General features: G+C 71.1%; 21 protein-coding genes, 1 pseudogene and 1 riboswitch. Of the genes and pseudogenes, 9 read left to right on the plus strand and 13 right to left on the minus strand.

Annotation, left to right across the window (positions count from 1 at the left end):
- Positions 1-269 precede the first annotated feature (269 nt).
- On the minus strand, positions 270-1,574 hold the full coding sequence (locus H180DRAFT_RS16670) for a PP2C family protein-serine/threonine phosphatase (RefSeq protein ID WP_055486860.1): 1,305 nt from the start codon (positions 1,572-1,574) through the stop codon (positions 270-272).
- 166 nt (positions 1,575-1,740) lie between these two features.
- Positions 1,741-2,667 carry a Rieske (2Fe-2S) protein gene (locus H180DRAFT_RS16675; protein ID WP_055486861.1) on the minus strand — a complete coding sequence of 309 codons (927 nt, stop codon included), beginning with the start codon at positions 2,665-2,667 and terminating at the stop codon, positions 1,741-1,743.
- Between the two features lie 553 nt (positions 2,668-3,220).
- Positions 3,221-3,380: riboswitch (cyclic di-AMP (ydaO/yuaA leader) on the plus strand.
- A gap of 315 nt (positions 3,381-3,695) precedes the next feature.
- On the opposite strand from H180DRAFT_RS16675, the gene H180DRAFT_RS16680 reads away from it, so the two are divergent.
- Entirely contained in the window at positions 3,696-4,649 is a 954-nt protein-coding gene (locus H180DRAFT_RS16680) for a M23 family metallopeptidase (protein ID WP_055486898.1), read from the plus strand.
- Positions 4,650-5,330: 681 nt separating this feature from the next.
- Positions 5,331-6,353, plus strand: coding sequence for an aldo/keto reductase (locus H180DRAFT_RS16685; protein ID WP_055486862.1), 1,023 nt, complete (start codon positions 5,331-5,333; stop codon positions 6,351-6,353).
- Between the two features lie 61 nt (positions 6,354-6,414).
- Here the strand turns inward: H180DRAFT_RS16685 and H180DRAFT_RS16690 are convergent, their stop codons facing one another.
- The 4 genes from H180DRAFT_RS16690 to H180DRAFT_RS16705 form a co-directional block, all read right to left on the minus strand.
- The gene (locus H180DRAFT_RS16690; protein WP_055486899.1) at positions 6,415-7,140 is read right to left on the minus strand and encodes a bleomycin resistance protein; all 726 of its coding nucleotides are present in this window, start codon (positions 7,138-7,140) and stop codon (positions 6,415-6,417) included.
- Between the two features lie 68 nt (positions 7,141-7,208).
- Complete coding sequence (locus H180DRAFT_RS16695; protein WP_055486863.1) at positions 7,209-7,631, minus strand: PPOX class F420-dependent oxidoreductase; 423 nt, start codon at positions 7,629-7,631, stop codon at positions 7,209-7,211.
- 77 nt (positions 7,632-7,708) lie between these two features.
- The gene (locus H180DRAFT_RS16700; protein WP_055486864.1) at positions 7,709-7,921 is read right to left on the minus strand and encodes a DUF397 domain-containing protein; all 213 of its coding nucleotides are present in this window, start codon (positions 7,919-7,921) and stop codon (positions 7,709-7,711) included.
- Complete coding sequence (locus tag H180DRAFT_RS16705; RefSeq protein ID WP_055486865.1) at positions 7,905-8,753, minus strand: helix-turn-helix domain-containing protein; 849 nt, start codon at positions 8,751-8,753, stop codon at positions 7,905-7,907. Before H180DRAFT_RS16705 ends, H180DRAFT_RS16700 begins: the two co-directional genes overlap by 17 nt.
- Before the next feature lie 121 nt (positions 8,754-8,874).
- On the opposite strand from H180DRAFT_RS16705, the gene H180DRAFT_RS16710 reads away from it, so the two are divergent.
- From H180DRAFT_RS16710 to H180DRAFT_RS30460, 4 genes and pseudogenes are all read left to right on the plus strand, one after another.
- A complete protein-coding gene (locus H180DRAFT_RS16710; RefSeq protein WP_079100158.1) occupies positions 8,875-9,318 on the plus strand; it encodes an ATP-binding protein in 444 nt (147 codons plus the stop codon).
- A gap of 37 nt (positions 9,319-9,355) precedes the next feature.
- On the plus strand, positions 9,356-9,772 hold the full coding sequence (locus H180DRAFT_RS16715; RefSeq protein ID WP_175437785.1) for a (deoxy)nucleoside triphosphate pyrophosphohydrolase: 417 nt from the start codon (positions 9,356-9,358) through the stop codon (positions 9,770-9,772).
- Between the two features lie 244 nt (positions 9,773-10,016).
- On the plus strand, positions 10,017-10,949 hold the full coding sequence (locus H180DRAFT_RS16720; RefSeq protein WP_074466839.1) for a YDG/SRA domain-containing protein: 933 nt from the start codon (positions 10,017-10,019) through the stop codon (positions 10,947-10,949).
- Positions 10,950-10,983: 34 nt separating this feature from the next.
- Positions 10,984-11,088: pseudogene (locus tag H180DRAFT_RS30460) on the plus strand (GlcNAc-PI de-N-acetylase); the annotation flags it as partial.
- Between the two features lie 43 nt (positions 11,089-11,131).
- Here H180DRAFT_RS30460 and H180DRAFT_RS30465 read toward each other — a convergent pair.
- On the minus strand, positions 11,132-11,602 hold the full coding sequence (locus H180DRAFT_RS30465; protein ID WP_175437782.1) for an SseB family protein: 471 nt from the start codon (positions 11,600-11,602) through the stop codon (positions 11,132-11,134).
- 306 nt (positions 11,603-11,908) lie between these two features.
- Positions 11,909-13,240, minus strand: coding sequence for a PrsW family intramembrane metalloprotease (locus H180DRAFT_RS16730; RefSeq protein ID WP_074466841.1), 1,332 nt, complete (start codon positions 13,238-13,240; stop codon positions 11,909-11,911).
- An 821-nt stretch (positions 13,241-14,061) separates the two neighbouring features.
- On the opposite strand from H180DRAFT_RS16730, the gene H180DRAFT_RS16735 reads away from it, so the two are divergent.
- Positions 14,062-15,006 carry a DUF2382 domain-containing protein gene (locus H180DRAFT_RS16735; RefSeq protein ID WP_055486867.1) on the plus strand — a complete coding sequence of 315 codons (945 nt, stop codon included), beginning with the start codon at positions 14,062-14,064 and terminating at the stop codon, positions 15,004-15,006.
- Between the two features lie 81 nt (positions 15,007-15,087).
- Here H180DRAFT_RS16735 and trmB read toward each other — a convergent pair whose 3' ends face one another.
- The 3 genes from trmB to H180DRAFT_RS16755 form a co-directional block, all read right to left on the minus strand.
- A complete protein-coding gene (gene trmB / locus H180DRAFT_RS30470) occupies positions 15,088-15,924 on the minus strand; it encodes a tRNA (guanosine(46)-N7)-methyltransferase TrmB (RefSeq protein WP_254666051.1) in 837 nt (278 codons plus the stop codon).
- A gap of 305 nt (positions 15,925-16,229) precedes the next feature.
- The gene (gene lhgO / locus H180DRAFT_RS16750; RefSeq protein WP_079100159.1) at positions 16,230-17,567 is read right to left on the minus strand and encodes an L-2-hydroxyglutarate oxidase; all 1,338 of its coding nucleotides are present in this window, start codon (positions 17,565-17,567) and stop codon (positions 16,230-16,232) included.
- Between the two features lie 210 nt (positions 17,568-17,777).
- Complete coding sequence (locus H180DRAFT_RS16755; RefSeq protein ID WP_055486869.1) at positions 17,778-19,271, minus strand: NsdA family TPR-like regulatory protein; 1,494 nt, start codon at positions 19,269-19,271, stop codon at positions 17,778-17,780.
- Positions 19,272-20,794: 1,523 nt separating this feature from the next.
- Here H180DRAFT_RS16755 and H180DRAFT_RS30475 point away from each other — a divergent pair.
- A complete protein-coding gene (locus H180DRAFT_RS30475; protein WP_254666050.1) occupies positions 20,795-23,608 on the plus strand; it encodes an asparagine synthase-related protein in 2,814 nt (937 codons plus the stop codon).
- A gap of 132 nt (positions 23,609-23,740) precedes the next feature.
- Here H180DRAFT_RS30475 and H180DRAFT_RS16770 read toward each other — a convergent pair whose 3' ends face one another.
- Positions 23,741-24,691 (minus strand): EamA family transporter, encoded by a 951-nt coding sequence (locus tag H180DRAFT_RS16770; RefSeq protein ID WP_055486870.1) that lies wholly within the window; start codon positions 24,689-24,691, stop codon positions 23,741-23,743.
- 177 nt (positions 24,692-24,868) lie between these two features.
- Between H180DRAFT_RS16770 and H180DRAFT_RS16775 the strand changes: the two genes are divergently transcribed.
- Positions 24,869-25,303 carry an Lrp/AsnC family transcriptional regulator gene (locus tag H180DRAFT_RS16775; RefSeq protein ID WP_055486902.1) on the plus strand — a complete coding sequence of 145 codons (435 nt, stop codon included), beginning with the start codon at positions 24,869-24,871 and terminating at the stop codon, positions 25,301-25,303.
- A 332-nt stretch (positions 25,304-25,635) separates the two neighbouring features.
- On the opposite strand, the gene H180DRAFT_RS16780 is transcribed toward H180DRAFT_RS16775, so the two are convergent.
- The gene (locus tag H180DRAFT_RS16780) at positions 25,636-26,529 is read right to left on the minus strand and encodes a TetR/AcrR family transcriptional regulator (protein ID WP_074466842.1); all 894 of its coding nucleotides are present in this window, start codon (positions 26,527-26,529) and stop codon (positions 25,636-25,638) included.
- Positions 26,530-26,550: the final 21 nt, after the last annotated feature.

The raw sequence follows: 26,550 nt of genomic DNA on the forward strand, positions 1-26,550 counted from the left end.
CCGCACCCCGCGCCCCGCACGCGCCGGCGCCCGTCGCGTCAGTCGCGCCTGGCTCCGCGCGACCCGCTCCGCGACCACCGGCTCCGCGCGGCCCGCTCCTGTGCCCGCGACTGCCGGTTGCGGCGCTGCTCCGGGCGCCCCGCCCGTCCGCATCGCTCCGGCGCCCGCGCGCACCGCGCGGCCCCCACGCACCCCAGCCGTCCGAACCGCCCGGGGGCGGCCGTCACCGTACGGCCGGCCCCGGGCCGCGTACCGCGGGGCCCGCCGGCTCACCGCTCCAAGGACGCCCGCGTGGCCGTGTGCGCGCCCGCGTCCTGCTGGAGGACGACGATCACCAGATCGTCGTTGATCGACTCGGCCCACCGTGTGACGTCCCTGTGGACGAAGGAGACCACTTCCGACGGGTCGATCCCCCCGGGCCCGCCCACTCCCCGGAGATGCCCGCCGACTGCGCCCCTCCCCGTCCCCGAAGCGCCGGAATAGCGTTCTTCGAGCCGCCGCTCCAGCGGGTAGAACCCGCCGTCGCGGCTCCGCGCCTCAGTGACCCCGTCCGAGCAGGCGATCAATGCCTCGCCCTCCGTCAGCCGGTACGTCGTCTCCCTCACCGGTCCGCCCGGCCAGAGGTCGCCGAATCCGAGCGGCAGCGCGGGTTCGGGAGTCAGGGGTACGACGCCCTCCGGGCCGCCGAGCCGGAACACCGGCGGATGGCCGCGACTGAGAATCCGCACGCATCCCCCTTCGTGGGGAAACTCCAGCAGCACCGCCGTCGCGAACATCTCCTGCGCCCAGCCGCGCGGCGTGCCCATGACGGGGACGGCCAGCGAGCCGCCAACCTCCATGTCCTCCCGGTCCATGGCCATCGCCCCCTCGATGCGCTGGGCCACCTCGGACAGCGCGGGGCAGGACATGGCCGCCTCACGGAAGGCCGAGGTGATCGTCGCGACCCCCTCGGTCGCCCCGATGCCCTTGCCGCGTACGTCGCCGATCACCGCCCGCACCCCGTACGGCGTCGGCCGGACGCTGTAGAGATCGCCGCCGATGAGAGCGGCCTCGTCGGCGGCGCGGTAGAGGCCCGCCATGCGGACGTGACCCAGCCGTTCCGGCAGCGGCCGCAGCAGCGCCCGCTGCGTGGCCTCGGCGACCGCCTGCACCTGTACGAGCTGAAGCGTGGTGCGTTCCAGGATCATGGACAGCAGAGCGGAGAAGCCGGTGACCAGGATGAGGGTGATGACGGGGCCTGTGACGTTCTCCGGGTACACGTCCGTCAGGGCCACGTGCAGCCCGATCAGCAGCCCGACCGAGAGCAGTCCGATCAAGAGCGTCACGGCGGGCCGGGACAGCAGCGCCGCCAGGACGACGGCGGCGGTGAGGAACGACGCGAACGAGTAGCGGCCCGGCGTCAGCAGCTCCAGGACGAGCGCCAGCAGCACCAGCGACGGCGGCAGGGCTTTCACCCATCCCGGCAGCAGGTCCGTGCGCCGTCCCCCCACCATGTTCCTGGCGTGCAGCACACCGGCCGGAAGCCTCAGGCGTTCCAGGAGGTGCTTGGTGGTGCTCGTGCCTCCCGCGTCCACGTCTGTCGTTCCCTTCTGCGGGTGCGCCGCCGCTGTCGCTGCCTTCCGCCCCCTGATCGGTCTTCGCACGGACCCTGCCGCGGGTGCCTGTGCGGCTGAGGGCTGTCCGCCGGACACACCCCGGCCGTCCCGCGCGGTGGGCGACGGGACGGCACGCACCAGCGGTTCAGGCGAGGCGCGCCTCCACCACTCCGTCCACGTGCCGCGTCTCGAAGACGGGCTGGGGGGACGTCGCGGGTCCGCTCACGTTCCAGCCGTCCGAGAGCCGGAACACGCTGCCGTGCCAGGGGCAGCGCACGCATCCGTCGACGAGCTCTCCCTGCGAGAGCGGTCCCGCCATGTGGCTGCACCGGTCGGCCAGGACGTGCACCGTGTTGCCGCTCGCCCGCACCACCAGAACCGGGGTCTCGCCGACGATCCGCCGCACCGCCTTCCCGACGGGGAAGTCCGCGACCGCACCCAGCGCGTGCCAGCCGGGCTCCGTACGCACCGGGATGTCCTCGGCGTGGTTGACGGCCGCGGCCTGCCGGTAGGCCAGGTGACCGCCGAGCGCGCCGCCGACCGCGACGACGGTGAGCCCGGCGTAGCCGAAGGCCCGTCCGCGCACGGTGTGGCCCCGCACGCGCGCGCCCAGCGAGTAGGCGTAGAGGATCACCCCGGCGGAGTTGGCGATCGCGTGCAGCAGACCGACGCGCATCTGCGGTTTGCGCAGCTCTGCCCAGTCGACCCATCCGGTGACTGCGGCGGGCACGGCGGCGACGAGCCCCGTGGCGATCAGCACCGCCGGCGCGTAGTGCCGGCGCTTGCCCGGAATCAGGTCCAGTACGGCGGCCGAGAACCAGGTGCCCAGCGGCACCTGGACGAGCGCCGGATGCAGGGGGTGGCCGAGCCAGTGGCCGTGCAGTACGTCGCGGTCCTCGTCACTGAGGGGGAGTGCGTGCACGGCCCGCTGGAGTCCCTGGACCGGGGGGTCCAGCCGGGTGTCCTGCTCGGTTCTCTCGATGGCGGCGAGTACGCGTCCCTGCCGCTCGGAGTCGGGCAGCACGGCGCGCAGTGCGCTGGCGCAGGCAAGCAGCTTCTGTGAATAGGACATACAGCCCGGTTCCCGTCAGAGAGAAGGACAAACCGTGACATCGAGGGCCGTGGCCCCCGGCCCGGGCCCGGCCGATGGGCCGGTCGGATTGCTCCGCCGCCCGCCGCCCGCCGCCCGCCGCCCGCCGCCCGCCGGCCCGCCGATCCTCCGGAGCGCCGGCCCTCCGGAACGGCGCCGTACAGCGTGGGGTCGTGACGGTCCGCCGGGGTGAACACACAAGGGTGCAGAACAACGGCCGGGCGAGGGAGTGGGCGAGCCTCCCGGCCCGGACGGGCGGGCTCCGCGGTCTCCCCTCGTGAAGGGTGGCCGTCACGATTGGTTCACCGGTCACGCACAGCGACCACACTCGTCGTGCAGAGTGAGCAAGTGCCCCAATTGGCCCTTCCTGTCCAGGAATCCGCATGTCATGGAGCTACAAATCTCACTGGAACCGCTTGGAATCTCAGCGGCGGCTCTATTAACGTTCCATAACGCAGCGCGGTCGTCACTGCCGTCACGAGAGACGGCTCCGTGCGCCGTCGCCGAATCCTGAAAGTGCACCACCCCGAGCCACAACTCGATATCGCTGCACCAAGGGAACCGGGGAACCACCCCCTGCCACACGGCAGGGACTGGGGTGAATCGGCAAGTTCCGCCCACGGGCGGGCAGTTCGTAGGAGACCTTCCTGCTCCGAACCCGTCAGCTAACCCGGTAGGCGAGAAGGAAGGAAAGGAGAACGGCCCCCGTGGCGTCCAACAGGCATGCCCCCGAGGGTGCGTACGACCCGTACCTGGACGACGAAGAGTCCGACAGATACGGCGAATACGGCCCCTTCGGCAACGATGGCCCGCACCAGCAGCCCGGCGGCTTCGACTTCTTCGAGCAGACCGGCAGCTACGGCCAGTACGACTCTTACGCATCACAGCCGGCTGACACCTACGCCGCGTACGACAACTACGGCTCGTACGGCTACGGGACCGACGGGGCATACGCCACACAGGAGTTCGCGGCGCCCGAGTTCGGCGCGTACGACTTCGGCCAGGGTGAAGTGCCCCCCGTTCCGGACGCGTTCGATGACGCTCCCGGGTCGGCCCCCGGCGAGGAGTGGAACCCCACCGAGGAGTCCGTGCGCCCCGTGCGCGGGCGGCACAAGCTCGTCAGGCAGCGCGGCGGCAGCATGGCTCGCAGCAGCGCCGTCCTCGGAGTCGGCATGATCGCGGCGGTCGGCGCCGGTGGAATGGCCACCGCGCAGGAGAAGCCGGTGGCGTCGATCTCGATGCCGGACGTGGCCGAGAAGGCCAAGGACCTCCCGGGCGTCAAGCTGCTCGCCGGTGGCGACGAGAACGTCACTGGCCAGCCGCTCACCCAGGCCGCTCTCACCGCGAGCGACACCCGGGAAGGCCAGACGGACGCGGGCGAGGCCCTGCGCTCCCGCATCCTCCAGCAGGCCCAGGCGCAGCAGTCGCAGGCCGAGGCGGCCGCGCGCGACGCTGCCATCGAGAAGGCGGCGGACGCGGCACAGGCGAAGGCCGCGAAGGCCAAGGCCAGCGCCGAGGCCGCGGAGCGCCAGAAGGCGGAGGAGGCCCGCCTGGCCAAGCTCGCCAAGAGCTTCAAGCTCCCCCTCTCCGGCTACCAACTCACTTCTCAGTTCGGCGAGTCCGGCAGCCTGTGGTCCAACGGCCACACCGGCACGGACTTCGCGGCACCGTCCGGCACGCCGATCAAGGCGATCCACTCCGGCACGATCAAGGAGGCCGGCTGGGCCGGTTCGTACGGCTACCGCACCATCCTCCAGCTCGACGACGGGACGGAACTCTGGTTCTCCCACCAGTCGTCGATGAACGTCTCTGCGGGTCAGAAGGTCCGTACGGGCGAGACGATCGGACGCGTCGGCTCCACCGGGAACGTCACAGGCGCTCACCTGCACCTGGAGGTCCACCCCGGCGGCGGCGACGCGATCGACCCGGCGGCGTGGCTGCGGGGCAAGGGCCTCACCCTCTGACCCTGGCCGCGGAAGGAGGGGCGGCCGCACGGCGGCTCCCCTCCCGCACGCCACACCGACACCGTCACCATTTCCGGCACTGCTGCGGCGGCGGTGCGGCATCAGCGGCACCGCCACAAGCACCCCTACTCGTACGCGAGTTCATGACGCAGTTCATTACGCGTACCCACGGCGGCACCCCCGCATCCCGGGCGTAGGCCACCTCCACATCTTCACAGCACGACGAGTGCCCGTCGCGAAGACCTGTCGCGCCGCCGCCGCCTCGCACCGTCGAGGTGCGCTGGACCACGCACAACTCGCCCATGCCCCTCGGCGTACACAAGGAGGGGACGAGGCGGCGGCGGACGGGGGCCTCTTTCCTCCGCGGGTTTCCTCCGCGAGCAAGGTCCCGCCCACAAGTTCCGGCGGCCCTGGTGGACCGACCCCCCGACGCCAGGGCCGTCGGTCTTTCCTCGCGCGGGCGCGGGAACCGGTGGCCGGGAGCCGGGAGCGGGAAGCCGAGGGTCGGGCCGAGGGCCGGGAGCCGGGAGCCGGGGGAACGCAGGAACGCATGCCGGCGGCCGATGTCGCAGGCGCGGGCGCGGGCCGCACGGCGCGCACACGTGGGAATGGTTGGGAAAGGCCAGGGCAGGGCGGGAAAAGAGCTGGGTGGGCGACCGCAGGTGCCGCTACGGTCGGCCCATGTCTGAGACCGATTCCCCTGACGCGACCGCCCCGACGACCGGCGGGCTCGCCGCACGCCGTCCGCTCGGGCAACTCTCCGTGTCGTCGCTGTGCCTCGGCGGCAACGTCTTCGGCTGGACGGCCGACGAGGCCGCCTCGTTCGACGTCCTCGACGCCTACACCGCGGCGGGCGGCAACTTCATCGACACCGCCGACGTGTACTCCGGCAGGCGGCAAGGCGTGGACGGCGGCATGGACTCCGAGACCGTCATCGGCAACTGGACGGCGGCGCGCGGCAACCGCGACGACCTCGTCATCGCGACCAAGGTGGGTGCTCACCCCGACCGCAAGGGACTCTCCGCCGCCAACATCAAGGCCGCCGCGGACGATTCGCTGCGCCGGCTGCGCACCGACCGCATCGACCTCTACTACACGCACTTCGACGACGAGAGCGTCGAGGTCTCGGAGATCGTCTCCGCGCTGGACGATCTCGTGCGCGCCGGCAAGGTCCGCGAGATCGGCGCGTCCAACATCTCACCGGAACGCCTCGAAGCCTCCCTCGACTTCAGCGACGGGGCCGGCGCCGCCCGGTACGCCGCGCTCCAGCCGCACTACAACCTCGTCTCGCGCGACACGTTCGAGGGCCCACTGGCGGAGCTCGCCGAGCGCCGGCAGCTCGCGGTCATGCCGTACTTCGCCCTGGCCATGGGCTTCCTCACCGGCAAGTATCGTGCGGACGACGGTGGTTCAGCCGGTTCAGCCGGCACGGCCGGTACGGGAGGAAGCCCGCGCGCCGAGCGTGCCTCGAAGTACCTGGAGACCGAGCGCGGCCGGCGCGTACTGGCCGCACTCGACCGGATCGCCGAGGCGCGGGGAATCGCCCACGCGACGATCGCCGTCGCCTGGCTGCTGACCCGCCCCACGGTCACCTCCCCGATCGCCAGCGCCCGGTCGACCGGGCAACTCGCCCCGCTGCTGGCCCTCGACGAGGTCCGGCTCACCGAGGAGGAGACGAAACTCCTGACGGACGCGTCGGAGTGATCGCGGAGCCGTCGGCCTGATCGAGGAAGCTCGGGCGTGACGGCGGACGCGTCCCGCCGGGTCAGCCGGCGGGACGCGTGCCGGGCCGCTCCTGCAGCTCATCGAGCCGCGCAAGGTCGTCGCGGACCGACTCCCGTTCCTCGTCCGAGAGTTGGACGGCGGCGGCCTCTGCCAGCAGGCGCGCCGACGTGGTGTCGTCGCCGAGCCGTCCCGCGACGTCCGCGCGCAGCACCAGCAGACGCAGCAGCTGGACCGGCGTGGGCTGCTCGTCCTCCAGCCGCAGCACCCGGTCGATGATCTTCGCCGCGCCCCGTGGATCCTCGCGCGAGTCCGCGAAGAGCGCCGCGTTGTGCAGGGCACGTGCGAACGTCTCCCTGGGCGCCGGGCGGTGGTGCTGGTCCTCGCTGGTCTTTTTGCCGATGCGGATGCAGTTGCCCCCCGGATCCGACATCAGGAACTGGCGCACGCCGTACGACATGTCCTTCAGCGGCCCTATGCGCGGCAGCCCGCGGGTCGGGATCCTCCCGTACGCGGCCCTGAGCCCGGAGCGGAACGACTCGTACAGCGTGTCCACGTCGTCGGTGAGGACGTAGCACGTGCTGAAGGACTCGGCGGGCTCGTACTTCTTCATGCCGAAGAACTGGAGCTCGATGCCGCCGCGCTGCACGACGGCGAAGGGGTTCGGGCTCCTCTGCTGGAAGGTCACCTCGAACCCGAGGGCGGTGTAGAAGTCCAGGACGGGCTGAATCGTCCGGCACGGCAGGATGGGAATGGTCTTCTCGCTCATGCCGAGCACTCTAGTCAAAGTTGAATAGCAGGCCCAGGCCCTTTCCTGCGGTCACCCGGAACCACTTCTCAGCGCTGCGGCTGCCCGTACGCGTGCTCGACCTTCAGCCGTACGACCAGGCGCCGGTCGGCGACCATCGCCGCCCGGTACTCGTCCCAGTCGGGATGCTCGCCCTGGATCGCGCGGAAGACCTCGATCAGTTCCTCGACCGTGTCGTCCTGGGGGTCGGCTGCGACGGGCGTCAGCTCCGCGTCGCCCTCGGCCACCGTCCAGGCCCAGCCGTCGTCGCTGCGGACGTGGAAGCTGGCGCGAGGGTCGCGCAGGAGGTTCCGCGTCTTGGCGCGGTCGGCCGTGACGGAGATCCGGATGAGACGACGGGCCGAGTCGTAGGTGTAGTTGACGTTCGACAACTGCGGCCGCCCGTCGCGCTTCAGCGTCACGAGCACGCCCAGCTTGTGCTCGGCGAGCAGCGCGAGCAGTTCTTCGTCCACGAGCCTGGCCCGTCCTCTCGGTCTGTCCGGTCGGTCTGTCCGGGCCGTCCGCCCGGAGGCGTTTGCGGGTGCGCCCGTCAGATCTGCCCGCGCTTGACGGCGTCCACGAACACGCCCCAACCGCCGGCCGGGAACACCACGACGGCGCCGACGCTACCGGCCCGCTTGCTGTCCCGTACGGGAACGACACCGGCCAGGCCAGGCGCGACCTCGACGCAGTCACCGCCACTCCCGTTGCTGTAGCTGCTCTTGCGCCACAGGCAGGTGCTCAGGTCAGTGCTGGTGCTCATCTCGGTAGCCCTTTGCTGCCGTCTGGATCATTGCCAGGGAAGCTCCCGGTGGCAGAGCTGATGCCCTGAGCAGATCGTAAGACCTGGTGTACTGCTTCACGAGCGTTGGTTCATCGATGAGTTGGCCGCTGTGGAGTCCCTCCGTGTACATCACGGGCGGAGCATCCGTGAAGGTCATGAACTTGCTCATGCCCATCATGAACGGAAACGCTCCAGCGTTCACCGGAACCACCTGCGTAACGACGCGGCAGTCTTCCGCGAGTCGGACTACGTGCTCAAGCTGCTCTGCCATCGTCGCGGCAGAACCGATCGTCTGGAGGAGCATGAGCTCGTGCAGCACCACCCAAAGCTCTGGAGGGCGGGCGGCGTCGAAGAGATCGGCTCTGGAAAGCCGGGCGGCTACTTTGGCCTCGACATCGCTCGCTGCCTCCAGAGGATGCGTTGCACGCACGACCGCACGGGCATAGTCCTCCGTCTGCAGCAGCCCTGGTACCAGGGCGGGTGACCACTCCTCCACGGTCAGTGCATGCCGTTCCATCTCGGCGACGTCGGCGAAGTACTCGGCGTGCCCTCCACGCTTGGCCGTTCTCGCATCGTCGCAGCGCCGCTCGAAGAAGCCGTCGGTGCCGAGCAGTTGATCGGCATGACGGGCGAGGTCCAGCGGCATCCGCCGGTCACCCATCTCGATCTGGCTCAGGAAAGCGACGCTGTAGAAGCATCCCTCCGCCAACTCCTGAAGCGTCAGCCCCGCGTTCTCCCGTTTCCAGCGCAACTCGGCCCCGTAGAACGCCGGAACGCTCGCAGCCGCATCGACATCCTTGCGTGGTGGCATGGTTGAAGACCTCCGCATTCAGCACGGTTCGCCGCAGAACCTGAACCCCTGTCACATTACGCAGTGAGCTACCACTCTGTGAGCGAAACGTCACAGAGCGCACCGAAAGGCTGTGGAACCGATGACCGGCGGCGAAGAACGCCCCGCCCTCGCGGAGCTCGAACGGCAACACCTGACCCGCAGGTGCTGCGTCACCCTGACGATCCCGCTGCTCGCGGAACCTGAAGCACTCTCGCCCGTACGCCACCGCATCGGCGCCTATTTCGAGCTGTGGGGCCTTCCCGAACTCGCCGAGGTGGCCCGCCTCTGCGTCAGCGAACTCCTCACCAACGCCATCGTCCACGTCGGCCCGGGCACCCCGGTCACCCTCCACGCCTCCATGGCCGGCCCCCGCCCGCGCCTCAGCCTCACGGACCCGGCCCCGGGTGCGCCTCCGGTCCTCCAACAGGCGCCGCACGAAGCCGAGTCGGGCCGCGGGCTCGCCCTCCTGGAGGCGCTGACGCATGGGTGGGGGGTTGAGCGGAGGGCGGGAAGTAAGACGGTGTGGTGCGAGCTGGGCACATGAACTGAAGCTGCTCACCACGAAGCAGTAGGTTCCGAGCATGGACAAGGCAGAAGCACCGCGAGTGGTGGTCGGGGGCGCTGTGTGCGACCAGGGGAGATTGCTCGGAGCCAGACGAACTGGCCCGCCGGCCCTCGCCGGACGCTGGGAACTGCCAGGTGGCAAGGTCGAGCATGGCGAGACACCGGCTCAGGCACTGGTTCGGGAACTACGCGAGGAACTGGGGATTGAGGTCGAACCTCTGGAGCGCCTGCCCGGAGAATGGCCTCTTCAGCCGGGAGTTGTCTTGCACGTCTGGCGTGCGCGCTTGTTGAAGGGCCAACCCCAGCCGCTCCAGGACCATGACGAAGTGCGGTGGCTGACGCCCGCAACGGCCTTCGAAGTTGACTGGCTGGACCAGGACCGACCGGCGGTCGCTGCTGTCGTGCAGTCACTCACTCGCTCCACAAGCCAGTGAGAGCGGCGCCCTGGTCGGACGTGCCTGGAGCCTAGCCGCGTGTGCTGAACCGGGCGTGCCCTCCAGCATCTTTCGCCTCACCGCAGTCGTCCAGGCCGTCGACCGCTCCCTTGATGTGCCCTGCGCAAGCTGCGGTTGAAGAGGCTCAGTTGTTCGTGGCGTATGGTCCTCAAGTTGATGTGCCGTTAGCTAAGCGTGATTGTCCTGTGCGCTGCAGTCAATGTGGCATTGACAGCGTTGGCGGATGGTCAACTCTTCTAAGCCTGTTTCGTTCGGCGAGCCCGAAGGTGTTACTGAGGGCGACTGGTTTTCGAGTCACGCAGCGTTGTACGAGCACGGACTGCACAGGAGGCCGGGGCGCGGAATATCTGGTTCGGCAGAAAAAGGAACCGACTCCATAGTGCTTTCGGGCGGCTACGTCGATGACGTCGACGAGGGTGACGTCATCCTGTACACCGGTGAGGGAAAGCAGGAGGACAATGAACTCGTAGAAGATCAATCCTGGGACTCGCCCGGGAATGCAGGCCTGGTACTTACAGCCGCCCTGGGAAAGCCGGTGCGAGTGATCGAAGGGCTTGAGATTCGCGGAGGTCGCCGTAAGAGAGTGACTGGTGGCTACAAATATCGTGGTCTCTACCGAGTCGCGGATTTTTGGACCGACATAGGTAGGGCCGGGCTTCGGATCTGCCGATTTGAGCTCCGTAAGATCACTTCCGGTGAGCAGATTCCTCGAATCCCGGCATCGCCGAAGGTAGAGGGTGATACTGACCTTGAAGCGCAAGCCCGTCGTTACATTACAAGGCAAGCACTTTCCCGGGATTCCGCAGTCGTCCGACAGGTCAAAGACATGTATGAGGGCATGTGTCAGATCTGCTCGACCCAAATTGTTGTGTCGCCTTCAGGTAAAACGTATAGCGAGGCGGCGCATATCCAGGCCTTGGGTAAGCCGCACGAGGGGCCGGATGAACTGGGCAACGTACTTTGCCTATGCCCGACTTGTCACGTGCGCTTTGACCGAGGTGTTTTGCAGATTCAGGACGACTGGTCGGTCCTCGACACGATTCAGGGTGAGGTCGTGGCGGTTCTTCGCCGCGATGAGGGTCACGCGATTCGGCTGACCTATGTCCGACAGCACCGCTCTCGATGGTCAGATCGCCTCTCGACCGAGCGGGCTTGAAAAGGCACACGAAGCAGTTGGGCGTGGAGGCGGCGTGCTTCAGGATGACCCCCTGCCCACCGTCGTCGCCTTCCACGCGCACCCCGACGACGAAGTCCTACTGACCGGCGGGACTCTCGCCCAGTCGGCAGCGCAAGGCCACGGGGTCATACTCTGCACACCAAAGCCCTGGATGTTGGCGCTCAATGGCGCCTGCTGCGCCCCCCATTGGCCGCGTACGCCTCCGTCGTTGCGATGTCCGGGACGATGCCCGCCACTGGCGGCAGCACCTTGCCGTCGCCGGTGCCTGCGTCGAGTGCGACGCCGCATGGCCGACCGGCCGCGGGTACGACGAAGTCCAGGAGCTTCCAGCCCATGACCTTGCGGTGGTCCCAGGTCTGCTTGCCGTCCGTTTCGCAGGTGCCGGGCTGCCGCATGCCGATGTCGGCCTCGCTTCCGTTCTTCGCGAAGGCGGCCAGGATCTTCTCGTCGGAGAACGCGAGAAGCCAGCGGATTCCCTCGACGTCGGCGGACCAGATGCCGCCCTGGTCGTCCATCGGCACGAGCAGGGTGCGCAGACGGATGCTCCGGAGGAAGGCGGTGAACTCGGGTCCTCCGGCGGCGGCTTCTTCACGGACCTGCTTCTGGGCGGCCACCAAGTCGGTCAGTTGCACGACCGCCCCCAACCCTCTGCTGCCACTCCCGTATCAATGGGGGCATGCTGGCAGCGATACGAGGTGCCCGCAAGTATGTGCTAGTCGATGCAACGGGCGTATGAATGGGCGAACTTGGGCTGCTTGATCCCGGTTTGTTCGCCGCCGGCTTGTCCGTCCGGTGCCGAACTGTGCCGTCGGCTTCCTCCGTTCACATGCCAGCTCGGTCTCAAGGAACCCCCGGACCGCTTTGCGCAGTTGAAACCCGGGCGCAGTCACCGGTCCGGCAAACGTGGCCCGGCAAACGACCCCCGGCACCAACCCCCGTCAGCGGACCGGGAACTGGAGCGGACCGTGCGGCGCCGTTCCTGCGCCGCCGGGCGGGCCGCCCGGTGCACCCGCAGCCGGGCCTCCCCAACCCGGGGGCCTGGGCGGACGGTAGCGGTTGAGGTTGATCGCGGCCGAGGCCGTCGCGGGCCCGGCGATGCCGTGCCGGTGCCAGAGGTGGTGCAGGAGTTCCTGCTCGCGTGCGTGGAAGTCGGGTGCGGGCGTCCCGTGGTGGGCGCGGGCCCGCAGCAACGCCAGGGACGTCGCGAAGTGCTGGTATTCGGCGACGGTGCGGGCGCCGGTCGGCCCGTGCCTTCGCCGGGCGAGCGTGCGGGCCATCGCGCGTGCCCGCATGGAGGCCAGGCCCCACGGTTCCGGTGCCTCGAACCAGCCGGCCGCGGCGTACGCGGGAAGCGTGTCGCGCACCGTACGCAGCTCCAGCCGCCGCAACCAGATCGCCAGCCATGTGAGCGCCGTGAAGACCGGAATCATGAACAGGGCGTAGACGAACAGGAACGTGAAGTCGGGCAGGGATGCGGAGCCGTTCCAGATCGCGTGCAGCAGCGCCGCGGTCAGCAGTCCGAGGACGGGGATGAGGATGCGCAGTGTCCGTCCGAGGCTTGGCAGTGCTGCGGCGATGCCGAAGGCGATGCCGGTCAGTGCGGTGAAGAGGGGGTGCGCGAACGGGGCGACGATGATGCGTATGAAGAACGTCATGGCGGTCACCGACTCGTGCAGTGCGTCGGGGCCGAGGAGTTGGTCCTCGCCGAAGGCGGTGCCCAGGTAGAGCACGTTCTCGGTGAAGGCGAAGCCCGTTGCGGTGATGCCGGCGAGGGCGATGCCGGATATGACGCCGTTGAACTGCCGCCTGCGGAAGAGGAAGAGCAGCAGGATGGCCGCACCCTTGGCGGTCTCCTCGACGACCGGGGCGACGACGGCGGACCCCAGCACGTCCGCGCGGGACTGCGCGTCGGCGTCGGCGAAGGACGTGATGAGCCAGTTGGCGGCGAGGCTGTTGGCGAGCAGCGCGACCAGGGTCGCGGCGAACGCCCCCCAGGCGAAGGCGAAGAGATGGTTGCGCCAGGGCGTCGGCTCGACGCCGTCGATCCAGCGGAACGCGGAGACGAGCAGAGGCACCGGCAGGACGGCCAGACCGAGCCCGACGAGGAGCCCGAGCGTGCCGGTCTGCTGCCGCACGATGCCGAGGATGATCAGACCGCAGAGCGCGAGCAGCGTGATGAGCGCGAGAGCGCGCAGCGTGCGGCGGTGACGGCTCCACCACGAGGGCGTCTCCGGCACGCGGTAGCGCCACTCGGCGGGGGAGGCTGGCATCGCCGGGAACTGGGGCTGCCGGTCCCAGGCCGGGACCGGGTGCGTGTGGGGCTGGGGCTGCGGTTGCGGCTGCTGCGTGGGCGGTTGGGACGGCGGATGCGGCTGGGGCGGGCCGTACGCGTGTGCGTACGGCTGCGGCTGCGGGGCCGGTTGTGTGGCCGGTTGCGGGGCCGGTTGCGGGGGCGGGCCGCCGTAGGGGTGCGCTTGCGCCTGTGGCTGCGGCGTCGAGTGCGGGGCGGGCTGCGAGGCGGCAGGTTCCTCCGGTGCCGGTGCCGGTGCCGGTGCCGGTGCCGGTGCTGGGGGTTGCTGCGCTGGAGCAGGGCCCGGAGCGTACGGGCCGCCTGCCGGGCGCCAGTCCGCCGCGTCCGTCGAGTGCGCCGAGTCCGCCGCGTCCGTCCCCTCAGCCGCTGCCGTCCCCGTTTCGGGTTCCGGCGTTTCCGCAGAACCCTGCGCTTCTCTCGCGTCGGCCGCCCACGTCGCCTCCTGGCCCGTCGTGCTGCGGTCCCGCGCCGGCGGATCCGTGCCTGCCGCGTCGTGCCGCTCTGCGGAGGGGGCCTGCGCATGCGGGGGCGCGTCGCGCGCGCCGGAGGGTTCGTCGTCCACCACTCGACAGTAACCAGGCAGGCGACGGCCCGTAGCGGAGTGCCCCGGATTGACGGACAGGGCCTGTGAACAGGGCCGTCAGCAAGGACGGAAAGGGCCGCTCGTTCACCCGTTTGGCCTGATTTGCTCCTGGATGTTCTGGTACGGGCGTGCGTGCGGCTGTGGACCGCGTTTGCCTGGAAGCAGTGCTGTACGCCATTGGGAGTAGGAGGCTCTTCATGATCTCCCAGGAGCAGATCCCCGCAGTGGTGGATCACATGATCTACGACCCTGACGGAAAGAAGATCGGCGAGGCACGTCACGTGTTCCTGGACGAACGCACGGGCGAGCCGGAGTGGGCCACGGTCCGTACAGGTCTCTTCGGCACTCAGGAGACGTTCGTACCGATCCATGAGGGCCGCGTCGTCGGGGACAACATCGAGGTGCCCTTCCGCAGGACGAAGGTGAAGGAAGCGCCCCACATGGACGTCTCCAGGGGTCGCCTCACGGAGCAGCAGGAGCGCGAGCTCTACAGCTTCTACGGCCTGGCATGGGACGGGTCGCAGGCGGCGCCCGAGGCAGGAGGAGAGGCCCAGGGCACGGCCGCAGGCGCCGGTACCCGGACGGCCGAGGCTCCTGAGGCCGGTGCGGCCGCCGGTGCGGCGGGTGCAGCCGGAGTGGCGGGAGCCACCGGGGCGGCAGGAGAGGCTTCCACCGGTGCGACGCCCTACGCGGGCGAAGCGGCAGGTGCCGCTGCGGCGCCGGCGTCCGCCTATGCGACCGGGCAGGATGCCATGACGCGCTCCGAGGAGCATCTGCACGTCGGCACCCAGCGGTACGAGACGGGCCGTGCGCGCCTGCTGAAGTACGTCGTGACGGAGGAGGTGGAGCAGGCCGTTCCGGTGCGCCACGAAGAGGTGCGTCTCGAGCGTGAGCCCATCACCGACGCCAACCGGGAAGCCGCGATGAGCGGGCCCGAGATCTCGGAGGACAGCTACGAGGTCGTCCTTCACGACGAGCGTCCCGTCACGGAGGTCGAGGCGGTGCCCGTCGAGCGGATCCGCCTGGTCACCGAGGAGCACGTCCGTCAGGAGACCGTCCGCGGGACGGTCCGCAAGGAGCGCATCGAGGTCGAGGGAATCGACGATTCGACGGCCTACGGCTCCGGCGGGACGGCCGCCTGACGGGACCGGCGACACAGGGAAAGGGACGGAACGGTGCGGGGCAGGGTTCATGCCCTGTCCTGCACCGTGCCCCTGGCTGGTTCAGACGCGGCGGAAGAGCAGGTCGCGCACCTTGTGACCCTTCTCCAGGCCCTGGCCCTCGAAGCGCGTACGGGGGCGGATCGCCGGACGCGGCGCGAAACCGCCGTCGAGCTGCGTGTTCTCGTACGAGGGGTGCCCGGAGAAGACGTCGAGCATCTGCTCGGCGTACGGCTCCCAGTCCGTAGCGCAGTGCACGAGCGCGCCCGAACGCAGCGGACCCGCCGCGAGATCGAGGAACTCGTGCTGGATCAGACGCCGTTTGTGGTGGCGCTTCTTGGGCCACGGGTCGGGGAAGTAGACGCGGAGGCCGGAGAGGCACTCGGGGGCGAGCATCTCGCGGAGCAGGATGATCGCATCGCCGTTCCCGACGCGGATGTTGGTCAGCCCGCGCTCCTCGGCGAGGCGCAGCAGGTTGCCCTGCCCGGGGGTGTGCACGTCCACGGCGAGGAGGTCGGTGTCCGGTTCCGCGGCGGCCATCTCGGCCGTCGCCTCACCCATGCCGAAGCCGATCTCCAGGACGACGGGACGCTCTTCACGCCGCTGCCGTCCGGGCCGCTCCACGGAGGTCCCCGGGGTGTCCGGTGTCTCAGGCGTCTCCGGCCTTTCCCGCGTCTCCGCCCTTTCCGGCGGCTCCGAGCCGTCGGCGTCGGAGAACAGCTCGGCCAGGTCGATACGGTGCCGGCCGTCGATGTCGAAGCCCCACTTCGGCCAGAGTCGGCGCAGCGCCGCTCGCTGCCCAGCCGTGACGCGGCTGCGGCGGGGCTGGAAACTCCGGATGCGGCGCTCGTGATGGGACCCTGCCGGGTCGGCCGACGGGCCGGTGCCGTCCGGGAACATGGCAGGTTTGGCGGGTTCGGCGGGTTTCTCAGGCTTCTCAGGCTTCTCAGGCACAGTACGTCCACTGTAAGGGCGTGACGCACGGCCCTGAGCTGCGCTCCCGCTCTTCCCGTCCCGGGCCGCCGCCACCCCGCGCTGGCGTGCGCCGGGCCGCCGTGCCCGGCCCCTGTCTCCAGGGGGTGCGGCACTCCGCATCGCCCGCTCCGGCCCCGTCCCGGCGCTCCGGCCCCGTCCCCGCGCCCCGTCCTCCGGGCCTCCGGCTGCCCGCGTCCGCTCGTCCCGGCGTGCCTGCCCCCGTACGGGGCTCAGCGGGCCGCCGTCTCCAGCGCCTTCAGGGTGCTGAGCGCGCGTGAGGCCACCTCCCGGCCGATGGGCAGCGACGCCGTCGCCGCCGGGGAGGGCGCGTTGAGGACGTGCACGGCGTGCGGGCCCTCGGTGATCAGGAAGTCGTCGACGAGTGTCCCGTCGTGCAGCACGGCCTGCGCCCGCACTCCGGCGGGTGCCCGGACCAGGTCGCTCTCGGACACCTCGGGGAGCAGTCGCTGCACCGCTCTGGTGAATGCGCGTCTGGAGAGGGAGCGGTGCAACTCCCCAGCGCCGTAACGCCAGTGGCGACGCGCCATGCGCCATGTGCCGGGGTGGGTGAGGACGCCGGCGAGCTCGCGGGGACGGACCGTGCCCCAGTCGTAGCCCTCCAGCGCCAGGGCGGGCACGGCGTTCGGGCCGAGATGTACGCCGCCGTGGACGCCGCGAGTGAGGTGGACGCCGAGGAAGGGGAAGGCCGGGTCGGGCACGGGGTACACCAGACCGCGCACCAAGTCCTCGCGGGCAGGTGCCAGTTCGAAGTACTCGCCGCGGAAGGGCACGATGCGCGCCGCCGGTTCGTCGCCTGTCAGCTGCGCGACCGTCGCGCAGTGCAGGCCCGCGCAGTTGACCATGGCGCGGGCCCGCACGACGGAGGAGGACGGCGGGCGCCCCGCGGAGCCGGCGGCGGCGTCCCGGGCTTCCACCCGGAGGGCCACGCCGGTGCCGGGGCGTCGCTGCACGGCCGTGACCTGCGAGCCGTAGCGGATCTCGGCGCCGCCGTCGCGCGCGAGCCGCGCCAGCTGTCCGGCCACCGCGCCGAAGTCGCACACACCGGTCGTGCCGACGTGGATCGCGGCCAGGCCGCGCACGTGCGGCTCCCGCTCGGTGATCTGCGCGGGGCCCAACTCCCGTACGGGGATGCCGTGTTGCCTGCCGCGCTGGATCAGCGCGTGCAGCCGGGGCAGCTCCTCGCGCTCCGTGGCCACGATGAGCTTGCCCGTCACCTCGTGCGGAATGCCGTACTCGGCGCAGAAGTCCACCATCTCCGCCGCGCCCTCCACGGCGAACCGGGCCTTGAGCGAACCGGGTCTGTAGTAGATCCCGCTGTGGATGACGCCGCTGTTGCGCCCCGTCTGATGCCGGGCCGGCCCGGGGTCCTTCTCCAGGACGACGACGCGCGTGCCCGGCGAGGCGCGGGTGATCGCGTAGGCGGTGGACAGGCCGACGATGCCGCCGCCGACGATCACGACGTCGCAGTCGTAGCCGGGGCGGGAGCCGCCGCCGCGGGAACGGGCACGGCGGGAGCCGCCGGGCGTCGCGGGCGCCGGCTTCTGCATGGCTCTCCCCGGTGTGGTGCTGGAGACGCTTGACGTGTCGTGCGGGTGCGTTCTGCCCGTCGGGGGCGTGTGGGCGGGCACGTCATCCATCATGAACCGCGCCACTGACAACATGCTGCGACGCAGGTCACGATGTCATCGCGCCCTGCCGGGCGCCACCCCCGCCCAGGCAGTACCCGCTCAGGCGGTACCCGCACCCGGCGCCCGTTCTCACGCCGGCGCGGCCAGCAGCGGACGCGCCTGCTCCCTCAGCTCCGCCACGCGCGGCTCGTCCCCGTACGGTTCGAGCCGGTTCAGCAGGTCGCGTACGTACTCGGTGGTGCGCGCCGACGAGATGCGGCCCGCCACCTCGACCGCGCGGGCGCCGGCCGCGCACGCAGCGTCCAGGTTGCCCGACTCCAGTTCGGCGACGGCCGATACGACCAGGCGCAGGCCGTGCGACCGTACGAACTCCTCAGTCGGCTTCGAGAGGGCCTTCTCCGTGAAGCGGCGCACCTGGCGCGGTGCCTTCAGATCGCGGTAGCACTCGGCGGCGTCTGCCGCGAGGCGGTCGTAGGAGTAGAAGTCCAGCCAGGAGGGGTCGGCGTCGCCTTCACGCGCCCGCTCCAGCCAGCTCTCCGCGGCGGACAGGGCGGCGCCGCAGGCGTGGGAGTCGTCTGCCTTGGCGTGTGCGCGGGCCTCGACGAGGCGGAAGAAGCTCATGGTGCGTGCGGTGGCCAGGCCGCGGTTGCGTTCCACGGCGGCCTGCGCGAGGTCGACGCCCTCGTCGGCGAAGCCCCGGTAGGTCGCCTGGAGTGACATGGAGGCCAGTACGTAACCGCCGAGGGGGACGTCGGCGGCGGCGCGGGCGAGCCGCAGGGCCTGGATGTAGTACCGCTGTGCGGCCTCCTGCTGCCCCGTGTCGAAGGCCATCCAGCCTGCGAGGCGCGTGAGTTCGGACGTCGCGCCGAAGAGGGAACGGCCGACCTCGTCGGTGTACGCGCCGAGGAGTAATGGTGCCGCGTCCACGCGCAGGCACTCCGGCACCATCGACGAACGCCAGTCGCCGCCGCCGTACTTGGAGTCCCAGCGGCGGGCCTCGTCGGCGGCCTCGCGCAGCTTCGCGACGTCGGTGTGCCCGACGCGCAGCGGCGACGCGAGTTCCGAATCCCCCGCACCGTCAGAGCCGTTGGCGGCGCCGTCGGCTCCCGGGCCGGCTCCTGTGCCCGACGCGGCGGCGGTCTCCGGGTCGCGGGCGACCGAGCTGTCTGCCGGGGTTATCAGCCAGCGGGACGCGGGCGTCGCGTACGCACTGACCGCGAAGGACCCCGCGAGCGACTGCCAGATGCCGCCTCCGCCGCGCCGGCCGCCGTGCAGATCCAGACGGTAGAGGTCGGTGGCGGCCTTCACGGCGGCCCGCACGTCGCGCGGGAAGGCGAGGCCGACCTCGGGCGCGGGGTCGGCGTCGGCGAGACCGATCTCGTGCAGCGGCACCGGGCGGCCGAGCTTGCTGCCGATCGCCGCGGCGATCAGGTGCGGCGCGGCACCCTGCGGGACCATCCCCTTGGAGACCCAGCGGGCGACGGACGTCTTGTCGTAGCGGAGCGTCAGACCGCGCTGGGCACCCAAGTCGTTGACCCTGCGGGCGAGTCCGGCGTTGCTGATTCCTGCGAGGGCGAGAACGGTGCCGAGTTTCTCATTCGGCCCGCGTGGCTCCCTGGACATGCGCGCACACCCCTGACACACACCGACGGCCGCCCCGCCGGCCGGTGCGAACCGGCGGCAAGACACCTGCTACCCGCGCGAGAGGCGCGGGATGCGTCCCTCGACCGCCGGACCTGTGCGGCAGGCACCACGGCTGGAACGCACTGAAGACTTAGCGTAGTTCGCCGGATCCCTACCGTTAAGGGGCGCCCGGTGGGATGGCGGGATTCGTGTCCGTGCGCAGGGCGGCACCGGGCGGCACGGAGCGACGCGCGGTTGTGTACTGCCTGTCGCCGGATGCGGCGGCTGGCAACTGCCTGCGGGCGGGCGGATGTCCGGTCGGCGGCGCTCGGCCGGCGGGGGCGTGCAGGGGCCCGTGGGCGGCGGCCGGGCGGAGCGTGGGAGGCCGCGGAATCCATGGGAGTGAGTGTGCTCGTGCGGCCGCGTATGTCGCTGCTTGTCCCGATGTGCGTGCGCGCGCCCGCCGTTGGGCGCGTACAGGCGTACAGGCGTACAGGCGTACGGGCGTTCAGGCGTACGTGCGTGCGGCACGTGCCAACGCTGTTGCGGCACAAGGGAGTCGGCCGAAATCCATGTGGAGAAGTCGTCGGACAACGGTGTTTCCGGGGGTGCGCCCGTGCTCCCGGTGTGTGGTCGTGCGCCCGCTCATGCGCCTGTGAGGACGGGCGGGCGGGAGGTTCCATGAGAGATGCGTGGGTCGGCCCGCTGAACTGGACCAGCGGGCTGGGGGAAACCGTCGCCCCATTCCCCGCGGGCGGCGGTCCGGCCCGGGAAGTCGGAGAAGCCTTCCCGGGCCGGCGGCCCCCGCCGGATGCTCTCCTCCGTGTCGACGGCGCCCGCCCGCCGGCCTGATGCGCGTACCGTCCGGGCTCTTCCCGTCGTCTTGCTGCGCTGCCTGTGCCTCCGCGACCTTCGGGACACGGCGCCTCCGTGCGCGCGTCGTCGACGATCCCGGTCGCCGCGCAGGGACGTCGGCGCGGCGCTCCGGGACGCCGTCGCTTGCGCCGGCACCTCACTGCCTTTCGACTCGCTCAGGGAGGCGTCGTGGCCGCGTCCGAGAGGGCCGACCCGTCGTCCGCGCCGGTACCGGTTCCGCACGTTCGTACGAGCGCGATGAACACGGGGCGTAGGAATCCGCGGGCGGCGGAACCTGCTCCGGAGCCCCGTCAACGGGCTGCCCCGCGCTCATACTTGGCCGAATAACATCGGTCAGCCGTGCGGTGCCGCAAGCCGACGCCAGCGGTATATGCCTGCCCTCCGCCCGTGCCGTGACGCCCGGCCCCCGTCCACCGGAACCGTTCGGCGACCCGGCGCACGAACCCTGCAACCCTCCTTCACAGGCGGCGCGTTGAGGCCAGATATGCGCCCCTTTCACGCCTCTCGTGCACCGGTCTCGTGGCAACATGGCCGCAGGGCAGCAATGGGGCATCCCTGTCGGAGGCAGGGGAAGGGCCCTCCCCGCCGGAGGCAGGGAGGGCGCGAACACCCCGACGGCGTCACTCAGGCAGCGGAGGCGGGCGGCGATGCGGTGGTTGGTGGGATGGAGCAGCGCCGCTCCTGGACGCGGACGGTATACGCCCGGCTCGCTGGAGCCGGTGGGCGCTCAGTTGCTCTGGAGCGACCCCGACCCCCTCTGGGCCGTCGGGGACTGGCGTCCGGACGAGGTCCGCGTGATCGAGGCCGACGCCGCCAACCGCCTTGCCGTCTTCGGGTGTTGCGGCGCCAGCGACGAAGAGCTGCGCCTGGGCCTGTCCGCCGCACGCGGCGGCGCGTACCGCCATCTGACCGCCTGGCCCGGCAGTTACACGGCCGTCGCCTACGTCGGCCGCCGGCTCACCATCGCAGCCGATCTCGCGGGAGCCCGGCCCGTCTTCCACACTCCGTGGGACGGCGGCACCGCCTACGCCACCGCGGCCCTGCCGCTCGCCGACCTCACCGAGGCACAGCTCGACGTCGGGCATCTCGGCGCGCTGCTCGCCTGCCCCGACGCTCCCGAGGCGCTCGGGGACGGCACCCCCTACGAAGGGGTACGGCGCGTACCACCGGGACATGCGCTGATCCTGCGCGAGGGCAGCCGCGAGATCACGAGCTACGAACCCGCGTCGTCGCTCGTCGTCTCCGCCCCTCCGCCCGTCGACCCCGAGACCGCCGTGGCGCGGGTGCGCGATGCGCTGGTCGAAGCGGTACGTGCCCGGATGGCGGCGCCGCGGCACGCGTCGGAGAGCGACCTGGGACACGGCTACGGAGCGGGCGGCGGCACGTACGGGAGTCATGGCACGTACGGGAGTCAAAGCCCTTACGGCAGCGATGTGGTGGCCGGCAGCCGCGGCGCGTACGGCGACGGCGACGGCAACGGTGCGGCGTACGGCGACGGCGACAGGTACGGCGACGGCAACGGTGCCGCGTCCGGCGACAGGTACGGGAGCAGCAGCACGTACGGGAACACAGACACGTACGGGAACAGCGGCACGTACGGCAACGGGAACGGGTACGGGAACGGCGGTGCGTACCCCGGCGGTTCCTACCCGGGCGCGGCCTACGCGGACGAGGGGTACGGCGAACGGGCGTACGCCGAGGGGGCGTTCAGCGACACCGTCCGCCCCGGCGGTATCCACGGGCACGACGAGTACCTGCACGAGGCCTACGGAAGCGACACGCATCCCCACCCGCGTCCCCATCCCCATCCCCATGAACGCACCGCCTACGGCAACTCCGGGTCCGGGTACGGCGGTTCGCCGCGAGGCGGCTCCCGCGCCCGCAACGGCGGCCGGGCCGCGAACGGCATGGACGGCCGCGACCCCGGCCCCGTCCCCGGCATGGGCCCGGCCGACAGACGCGCCGCACGCGGCGGCCCCGCCCCCGGCGTGGGGGCCGACCTGTCCGGCGGACCGGCCTCCGGCACCCTCGCGCTCCTGGCCGCGGGGCTGCCCGGCGTACCGGGCACCGTCCACGGCACGCTGGACGGCTCGGAAGGGGGCGCGCGGTTGCTCGCGGTGACCTTCAACGACCTTGCCACCAGCACCGGTTCGGACGGCTCGGCCGCCGCCGAGCTCGAGCGTGCGCGCAGCATCGCGGAGAATCCGCGGCTGCACCATGTCGTCGTCGCGGCAGGTGAGGAGGCCCTGCCGTACGCCGACCTGGACGGGCCCCTCACGGACGAGCCCGGACCGTCTCTGGTGGTCGCGGGGCGACACCGTCAGCGGCTGGCCGTCGGCAGCTCGGACCACTTCGTCGGATACGGCGCCCGCCAGGTCATCGACGCCCACCCTGCGCGCCTCGCCGACCTGCTGATGGACCGCCGCCGACGTCATCTCCTGCGGCCCGTAGCGGCGTTGGCGCGGGCGGAGGACGTACCGCCGGGGCGGTCGGTGCTGGTGCCGTGGACGGTCTACAGGGCGGCCCGCAAGCTCGCGCGCACGCAGTACCGGGACGGCGTCATCAGCACCGCCGAGCGGCTGCGTGCCGGCGGCTCGTCCCGGAACGGGACCGGACGCAACAGCGCCGGACGGAACGGCACCGGTCAGGGGCGTGGCGCCGGAAGCGGCTCAGGAGCGGGCTCCGGAAACGACACGGCCGCGGACACGGGGAAAGGTTTTGCCGATCTCGGCGTCTTCGGCGGGGCCGGCGGCTACGGCAGCGAGGGCGCTGTGGGATCCTCCGTCGCCGCGCTCACGTGGTGCCGTCCAGGTCCGGCGGCGCGCTGGCTGACGGGGGAGGCGCTCGCCGAGGTCTCCGCGCGGCTCGAGGCCGCGGCCCGGCTCCGGCCGACGGTCGAGCGCCCCGGCGAGCGCCGCGCCCGCGCCGCCCTCGCGCGCCAGGCCTCGGACCACCGCGTGCTCGAACAGGCCGCCGAGATCCGCAACCAGCGGCTCCACGCGCCCTTCTACGACAACCAGGTCGTCAGGGCCTGCCGGGACCTCCCCGAGGCGCTGCGCGTCAAACCGGGCGCCCGGGCGTCGGTGCTGCGTGCGGTGCTCGCGGGAGCCGGCGTCCACGACCTCCCGCCGGGCTGGGGCACCCCTTCCCACGCGTACCAGGCAGCCTCCGTGCGCGCGGGTCTGCGTACCGCCGCCGGCGAACTCATCGACCTCTTCGACTCGCCGTTGCTTGCCGACGCCGGGCTCATCGAGGCCAGAGTCGTACGGAAGGCCATCCGCGCGGCCTCCCAGGGCGAACCCCTGCCGCTCGACGGACTTGCCGACCTCGTCTCGACGGAACTGTGGCTGCGACGGCTCATCTCGCGCCGCGGCACATGCTGGACGGGTTCCGCCGCGCCCCGGCAGCGTGCCGCGGCCTCGGGTGTGCTCCCCGCCGCCCAGAAGCGGCCCGCGCTGTGACGCTCCGGCAGGGCTCGCTCCGCCGGGTCGCCCGCCCGCCGGGCCGCCCACCCGCCGGGTCGCTGCCCCAGAGGCAGCTGTCCCGCTGAGCCGTCCATCGCGCTGGGCCGCACACCGCCGAGGTGCCCGGTGTCATGCCTGGGGAGAGGTCTGTGATGCCTCCGGCGCGGAGGACGTCGGGGGCGGCGGCCGAACGGCGGACGCGCCTGCCGCCCGTTCCTGATGCAAGGCCACTCCGGCAACGACCAGTGCGACACCGGTCAGTTCGAGCCACGTCGGCACCTGCGCCAGCACGACGAAGCCGATCAGGCACGCCGTCGCCGGCAGCAGCGAGAGCATGAGCGCGAACGTCGCACGGGGCAGACGTGACATGGCGAGCTGATCGCAGACGTAGGGGATGACCGAGGAGGACACGCCCACCCCGAACGCGCTCGCCAGCAGCACCGGCGACGTGATCGCGTCCGCCGCCCCACTCACGCCGACGGGAGCGACGACGGCCATCGCCACGAGCATCGCCGCACCGAGACGGTCGATGCCCGAAGCGCCTCCGTCAGCGGCCAGCCGGTGACCGAGTACGACGTAGAGCACGAACAGCGCACAGTTGCCGAACGCGAAGGCCAGGCCGAGTGGTTCGGCCGCGAGATGCACGTCCGTGAGCAGCCAGACACCGCCGACGGCCATGAGCAGCGCACCCGCGTTGCGTGCCGAGCGGAGCCCGGCCACGGCGAGCACCACCGGCCCGAGGAACTCGATCGCTCCCACCGTCCCCAACGGCAGCCGCTCCAGGGACAGATAGAACGAGCTGTTCATCAGCCCCAGCACGCTCCCCAGCGCCAGCAGCAGCCGCCGTTGCCGCCACGAGGAGGCGACCCACACCCGCCATGGCCTACGCCAGAGGGCGAAGACGACCGCGGCGGAGGCGCAGCGGAGCCAGGCGACTCCCAGCACCTCGATACGGGCGAACAGCAGCACCGCGAAAGCCGGCCCGAGGTAGTGGAAGACGGCGCTGGTCACGAAGTACGCGGGCGGCGGCAGACGGTCGGCCGCCCTTACCGTCGCGGAACGGCTCCCGGACGGAGTCACACCCCTTCCGGCGGTGGAACCGGCACCCACCACAGCTCGACGAAAGCGCGACACATTGACCATGCCTGACACGATTGCAAGCATGAATGCGCAAAACCATGCCGAATATGCAAACCTGGCCATGAAACGGTTTCTGATCCGCTCCGAAAATCACCCCTCACTTTTGCGATGATGAAGATGGATGCTGTGGACAGGGCAATCCTGACCGAACTCGACGCCGACCCACGCCTGCCGACCGCCGAGCTGGCCCGCCGGATCGAGGTCTCGGTACCGACCGCCCGGGACCGCCTGCGAAGGCTGCAGGAGGACGGCGTGATCCGCGGCTACCGCCTGGACGTGGACCCGGCGGCGCTCGGATACCCGGTCGCCGCCTTCGTGCGCGTACGGCCCGGGCCCGGCCAGCTGCCGAAGATCGCCGAACTCGCACAGAGCCTGCCGCAGGTCAGCGAGTGTCACCGCATCACCGGCGAGGACTGCTTTCTGGTCAAGGTCCATGCGGCGGACGTCGGCTCCTTCGAGGAAGTTCTCGACAGGTTCCTTCTGTACGGGCAGACCACGACCTCGATCGTCCAGTCCACCCCCGTACGGCCCCGCACACCCGGACTCGGCTGAGCCGGTGCTGTGCACGGCACCGGACGAACCGGACGAAGGAAGGCACCGGACGAAGGAGGCAGCGCCGCCGGTTGGGACCCGACCGGCCGTCGGCAGGCGCGTCTGCCGACCGGTGACTGCGGTACGCACCGGAGCCCGGCGCGCACACGCCCGACCAAGCTGCCCTCGCGAACCGGTCGGTCCTGGAGGCCCGGGCCGCTCATCGAGAGTCAGCCGCCCGTCGAATCCTCCGTTCGGACTCCGTTCGGACTCCGAACGGGGCCCAAACGGACGAACCTTCGGCGTGCGCGGCCGTCCTTCCGTCCTCGCACTCGTGCCTACGGCCGTGGGCGTTACGGCCGCGGGCGCAACCCTTCCAGGAGTATGTCGAGCAACCGCCTCGAGGCCGCAGCCTGCTGCGCCGCATCCGGCAGCGAGGGGGCCGCGGTGGCTATCACCAGCAGCACATCGCCGACCGTCACGTCGTCGCGCAACTCCCCCGCATCCCGGGTGCGTTGAACCATCTGGCCGACCACGCTGAGCAATTCCGCACAGCCGGAGTCGTCCTCGAAGCCGTCGAGGCCGTCACCGCCCTGCCCCGCCTGCCCCTGCGGTGCGGAGCCCACGGATGTGCCGTCCTCGACCAGTCTCAGTCCGCCCTGCCCCTCCTGCCCGTACGCCGCCTGCCGCTGCTGCGGCAGCCGCGCCGAACTGCCGTCCGCGACGGCTCCGTCGCCGCCCCAGCCGTCCGCGCGCAGTATCTGCGGCGGCAGCAGACGGCCGGCCCCGGAGGCGACCGACGTGCGCAGAAAGCGCGAAAGGGCCGACCACGGTTCGTGCTCCTGGCCAAGGGCGGTGCGCGCCTGCTCGGTGAGCCGCGAGGTCTCCTCCGCTGCGATCCGCCGGACCAGTACCTCCTTGCTCGGGAAGCGCCGGTAGACGGTTCCCACGCCGACCCGGGCCCGCCGGGCGACGTCCTCCATGGGCGCGCCGTAGCCCAGCTCACCGAAGACCTCGCGGGCTGCGCGCAGCACATGTTCCAGATTTCTCTGTGCGTCCACCCTCAGCGGAGTGGGGCGCGGGGCCGCCACGGACTGCTGGGCCCCGCCGGCCGTGTTCGCGCTGGTCGTTCTGTCGTCCCGGCCGAATCCCTCGCCGGACCTGCCTGCCCCCTGGCTCCCGTTCTCCGGAGCCGCCGACATGGCAGCAGCAACGGAAGCAGAGCCGTGAATACCCTGAATACGCATCAATGTTCCCCCGGTCATCAA

The organism is Streptomyces sp. WMMB 322, from assembly GCF_900090145.1.
GTDB lineage: Bacteria > Actinomycetota > Actinomycetes > Streptomycetales > Streptomycetaceae > Streptomyces.

Bases quoted from the DNA above. Each gene is read 5' to 3' on its own strand.
- H180DRAFT_RS16675 (WP_055486861.1), bottom strand. From the start codon at position 2,667: ATGTCCTATTCACAGAAGCTGCTTGCCTGCGCCAGCGCACTGCGCGCC.
- H180DRAFT_RS16685 (WP_055486862.1), top strand. From the start codon at position 5,331: ATGTCTGAGACCGATTCCCCTGACGCGACCGCCCCGACGACCGGCGGG.
- H180DRAFT_RS16690 (WP_055486899.1), bottom strand. From the start codon at position 7,140: ATGAGCGAGAAGACCATTCCCATCCTGCCGTGCCGGACGATTCAGCCC.
- H180DRAFT_RS16700 (WP_055486864.1), bottom strand. From the start codon at position 7,921: ATGAGCACCAGCACTGACCTGAGCACCTGCCTGTGGCGCAAGAGCAGC.
- H180DRAFT_RS16705 (WP_055486865.1), bottom strand. From the start codon at position 8,753: ATGCCACCACGCAAGGATGTCGATGCGGCTGCGAGCGTTCCGGCGTTC.
- H180DRAFT_RS16710 (WP_079100158.1), top strand. From the start codon at position 8,875: ATGACCGGCGGCGAAGAACGCCCCGCCCTCGCGGAGCTCGAACGGCAA.
- H180DRAFT_RS16715 (WP_175437785.1), top strand. From the start codon at position 9,356: ATGGACAAGGCAGAAGCACCGCGAGTGGTGGTCGGGGGCGCTGTGTGC.
- H180DRAFT_RS16720 (WP_074466839.1), top strand. From the start codon at position 10,017: ATGGTCAACTCTTCTAAGCCTGTTTCGTTCGGCGAGCCCGAAGGTGTT.
- H180DRAFT_RS16730 (WP_074466841.1), bottom strand. From the start codon at position 13,240: ATGCCAGCCTCCCCCGCCGAGTGGCGCTACCGCGTGCCGGAGACGCCC.
- H180DRAFT_RS16735 (WP_055486867.1), top strand. From the start codon at position 14,062: ATGATCTCCCAGGAGCAGATCCCCGCAGTGGTGGATCACATGATCTAC.
- trmB (WP_254666051.1), bottom strand. From the start codon at position 15,924: ATGTTCCCGGACGGCACCGGCCCGTCGGCCGACCCGGCAGGGTCCCAT.
- lhgO (WP_079100159.1), bottom strand. From the start codon at position 17,567: ATGCAGAAGCCGGCGCCCGCGACGCCCGGCGGCTCCCGCCGTGCCCGT.
- H180DRAFT_RS16755 (WP_055486869.1), bottom strand. From the start codon at position 19,271: ATGTCCAGGGAGCCACGCGGGCCGAATGAGAAACTCGGCACCGTTCTC.
- H180DRAFT_RS30475 (WP_254666050.1), top strand. From the start codon at position 20,795: ATGCGGTGGTTGGTGGGATGGAGCAGCGCCGCTCCTGGACGCGGACGG.
- H180DRAFT_RS16775 (WP_055486902.1), top strand. From the start codon at position 24,869: ATGGATGCTGTGGACAGGGCAATCCTGACCGAACTCGACGCCGACCCA.
- H180DRAFT_RS16780 (WP_074466842.1), bottom strand. From the start codon at position 26,529: ATGCGTATTCAGGGTATTCACGGCTCTGCTTCCGTTGCTGCTGCCATG.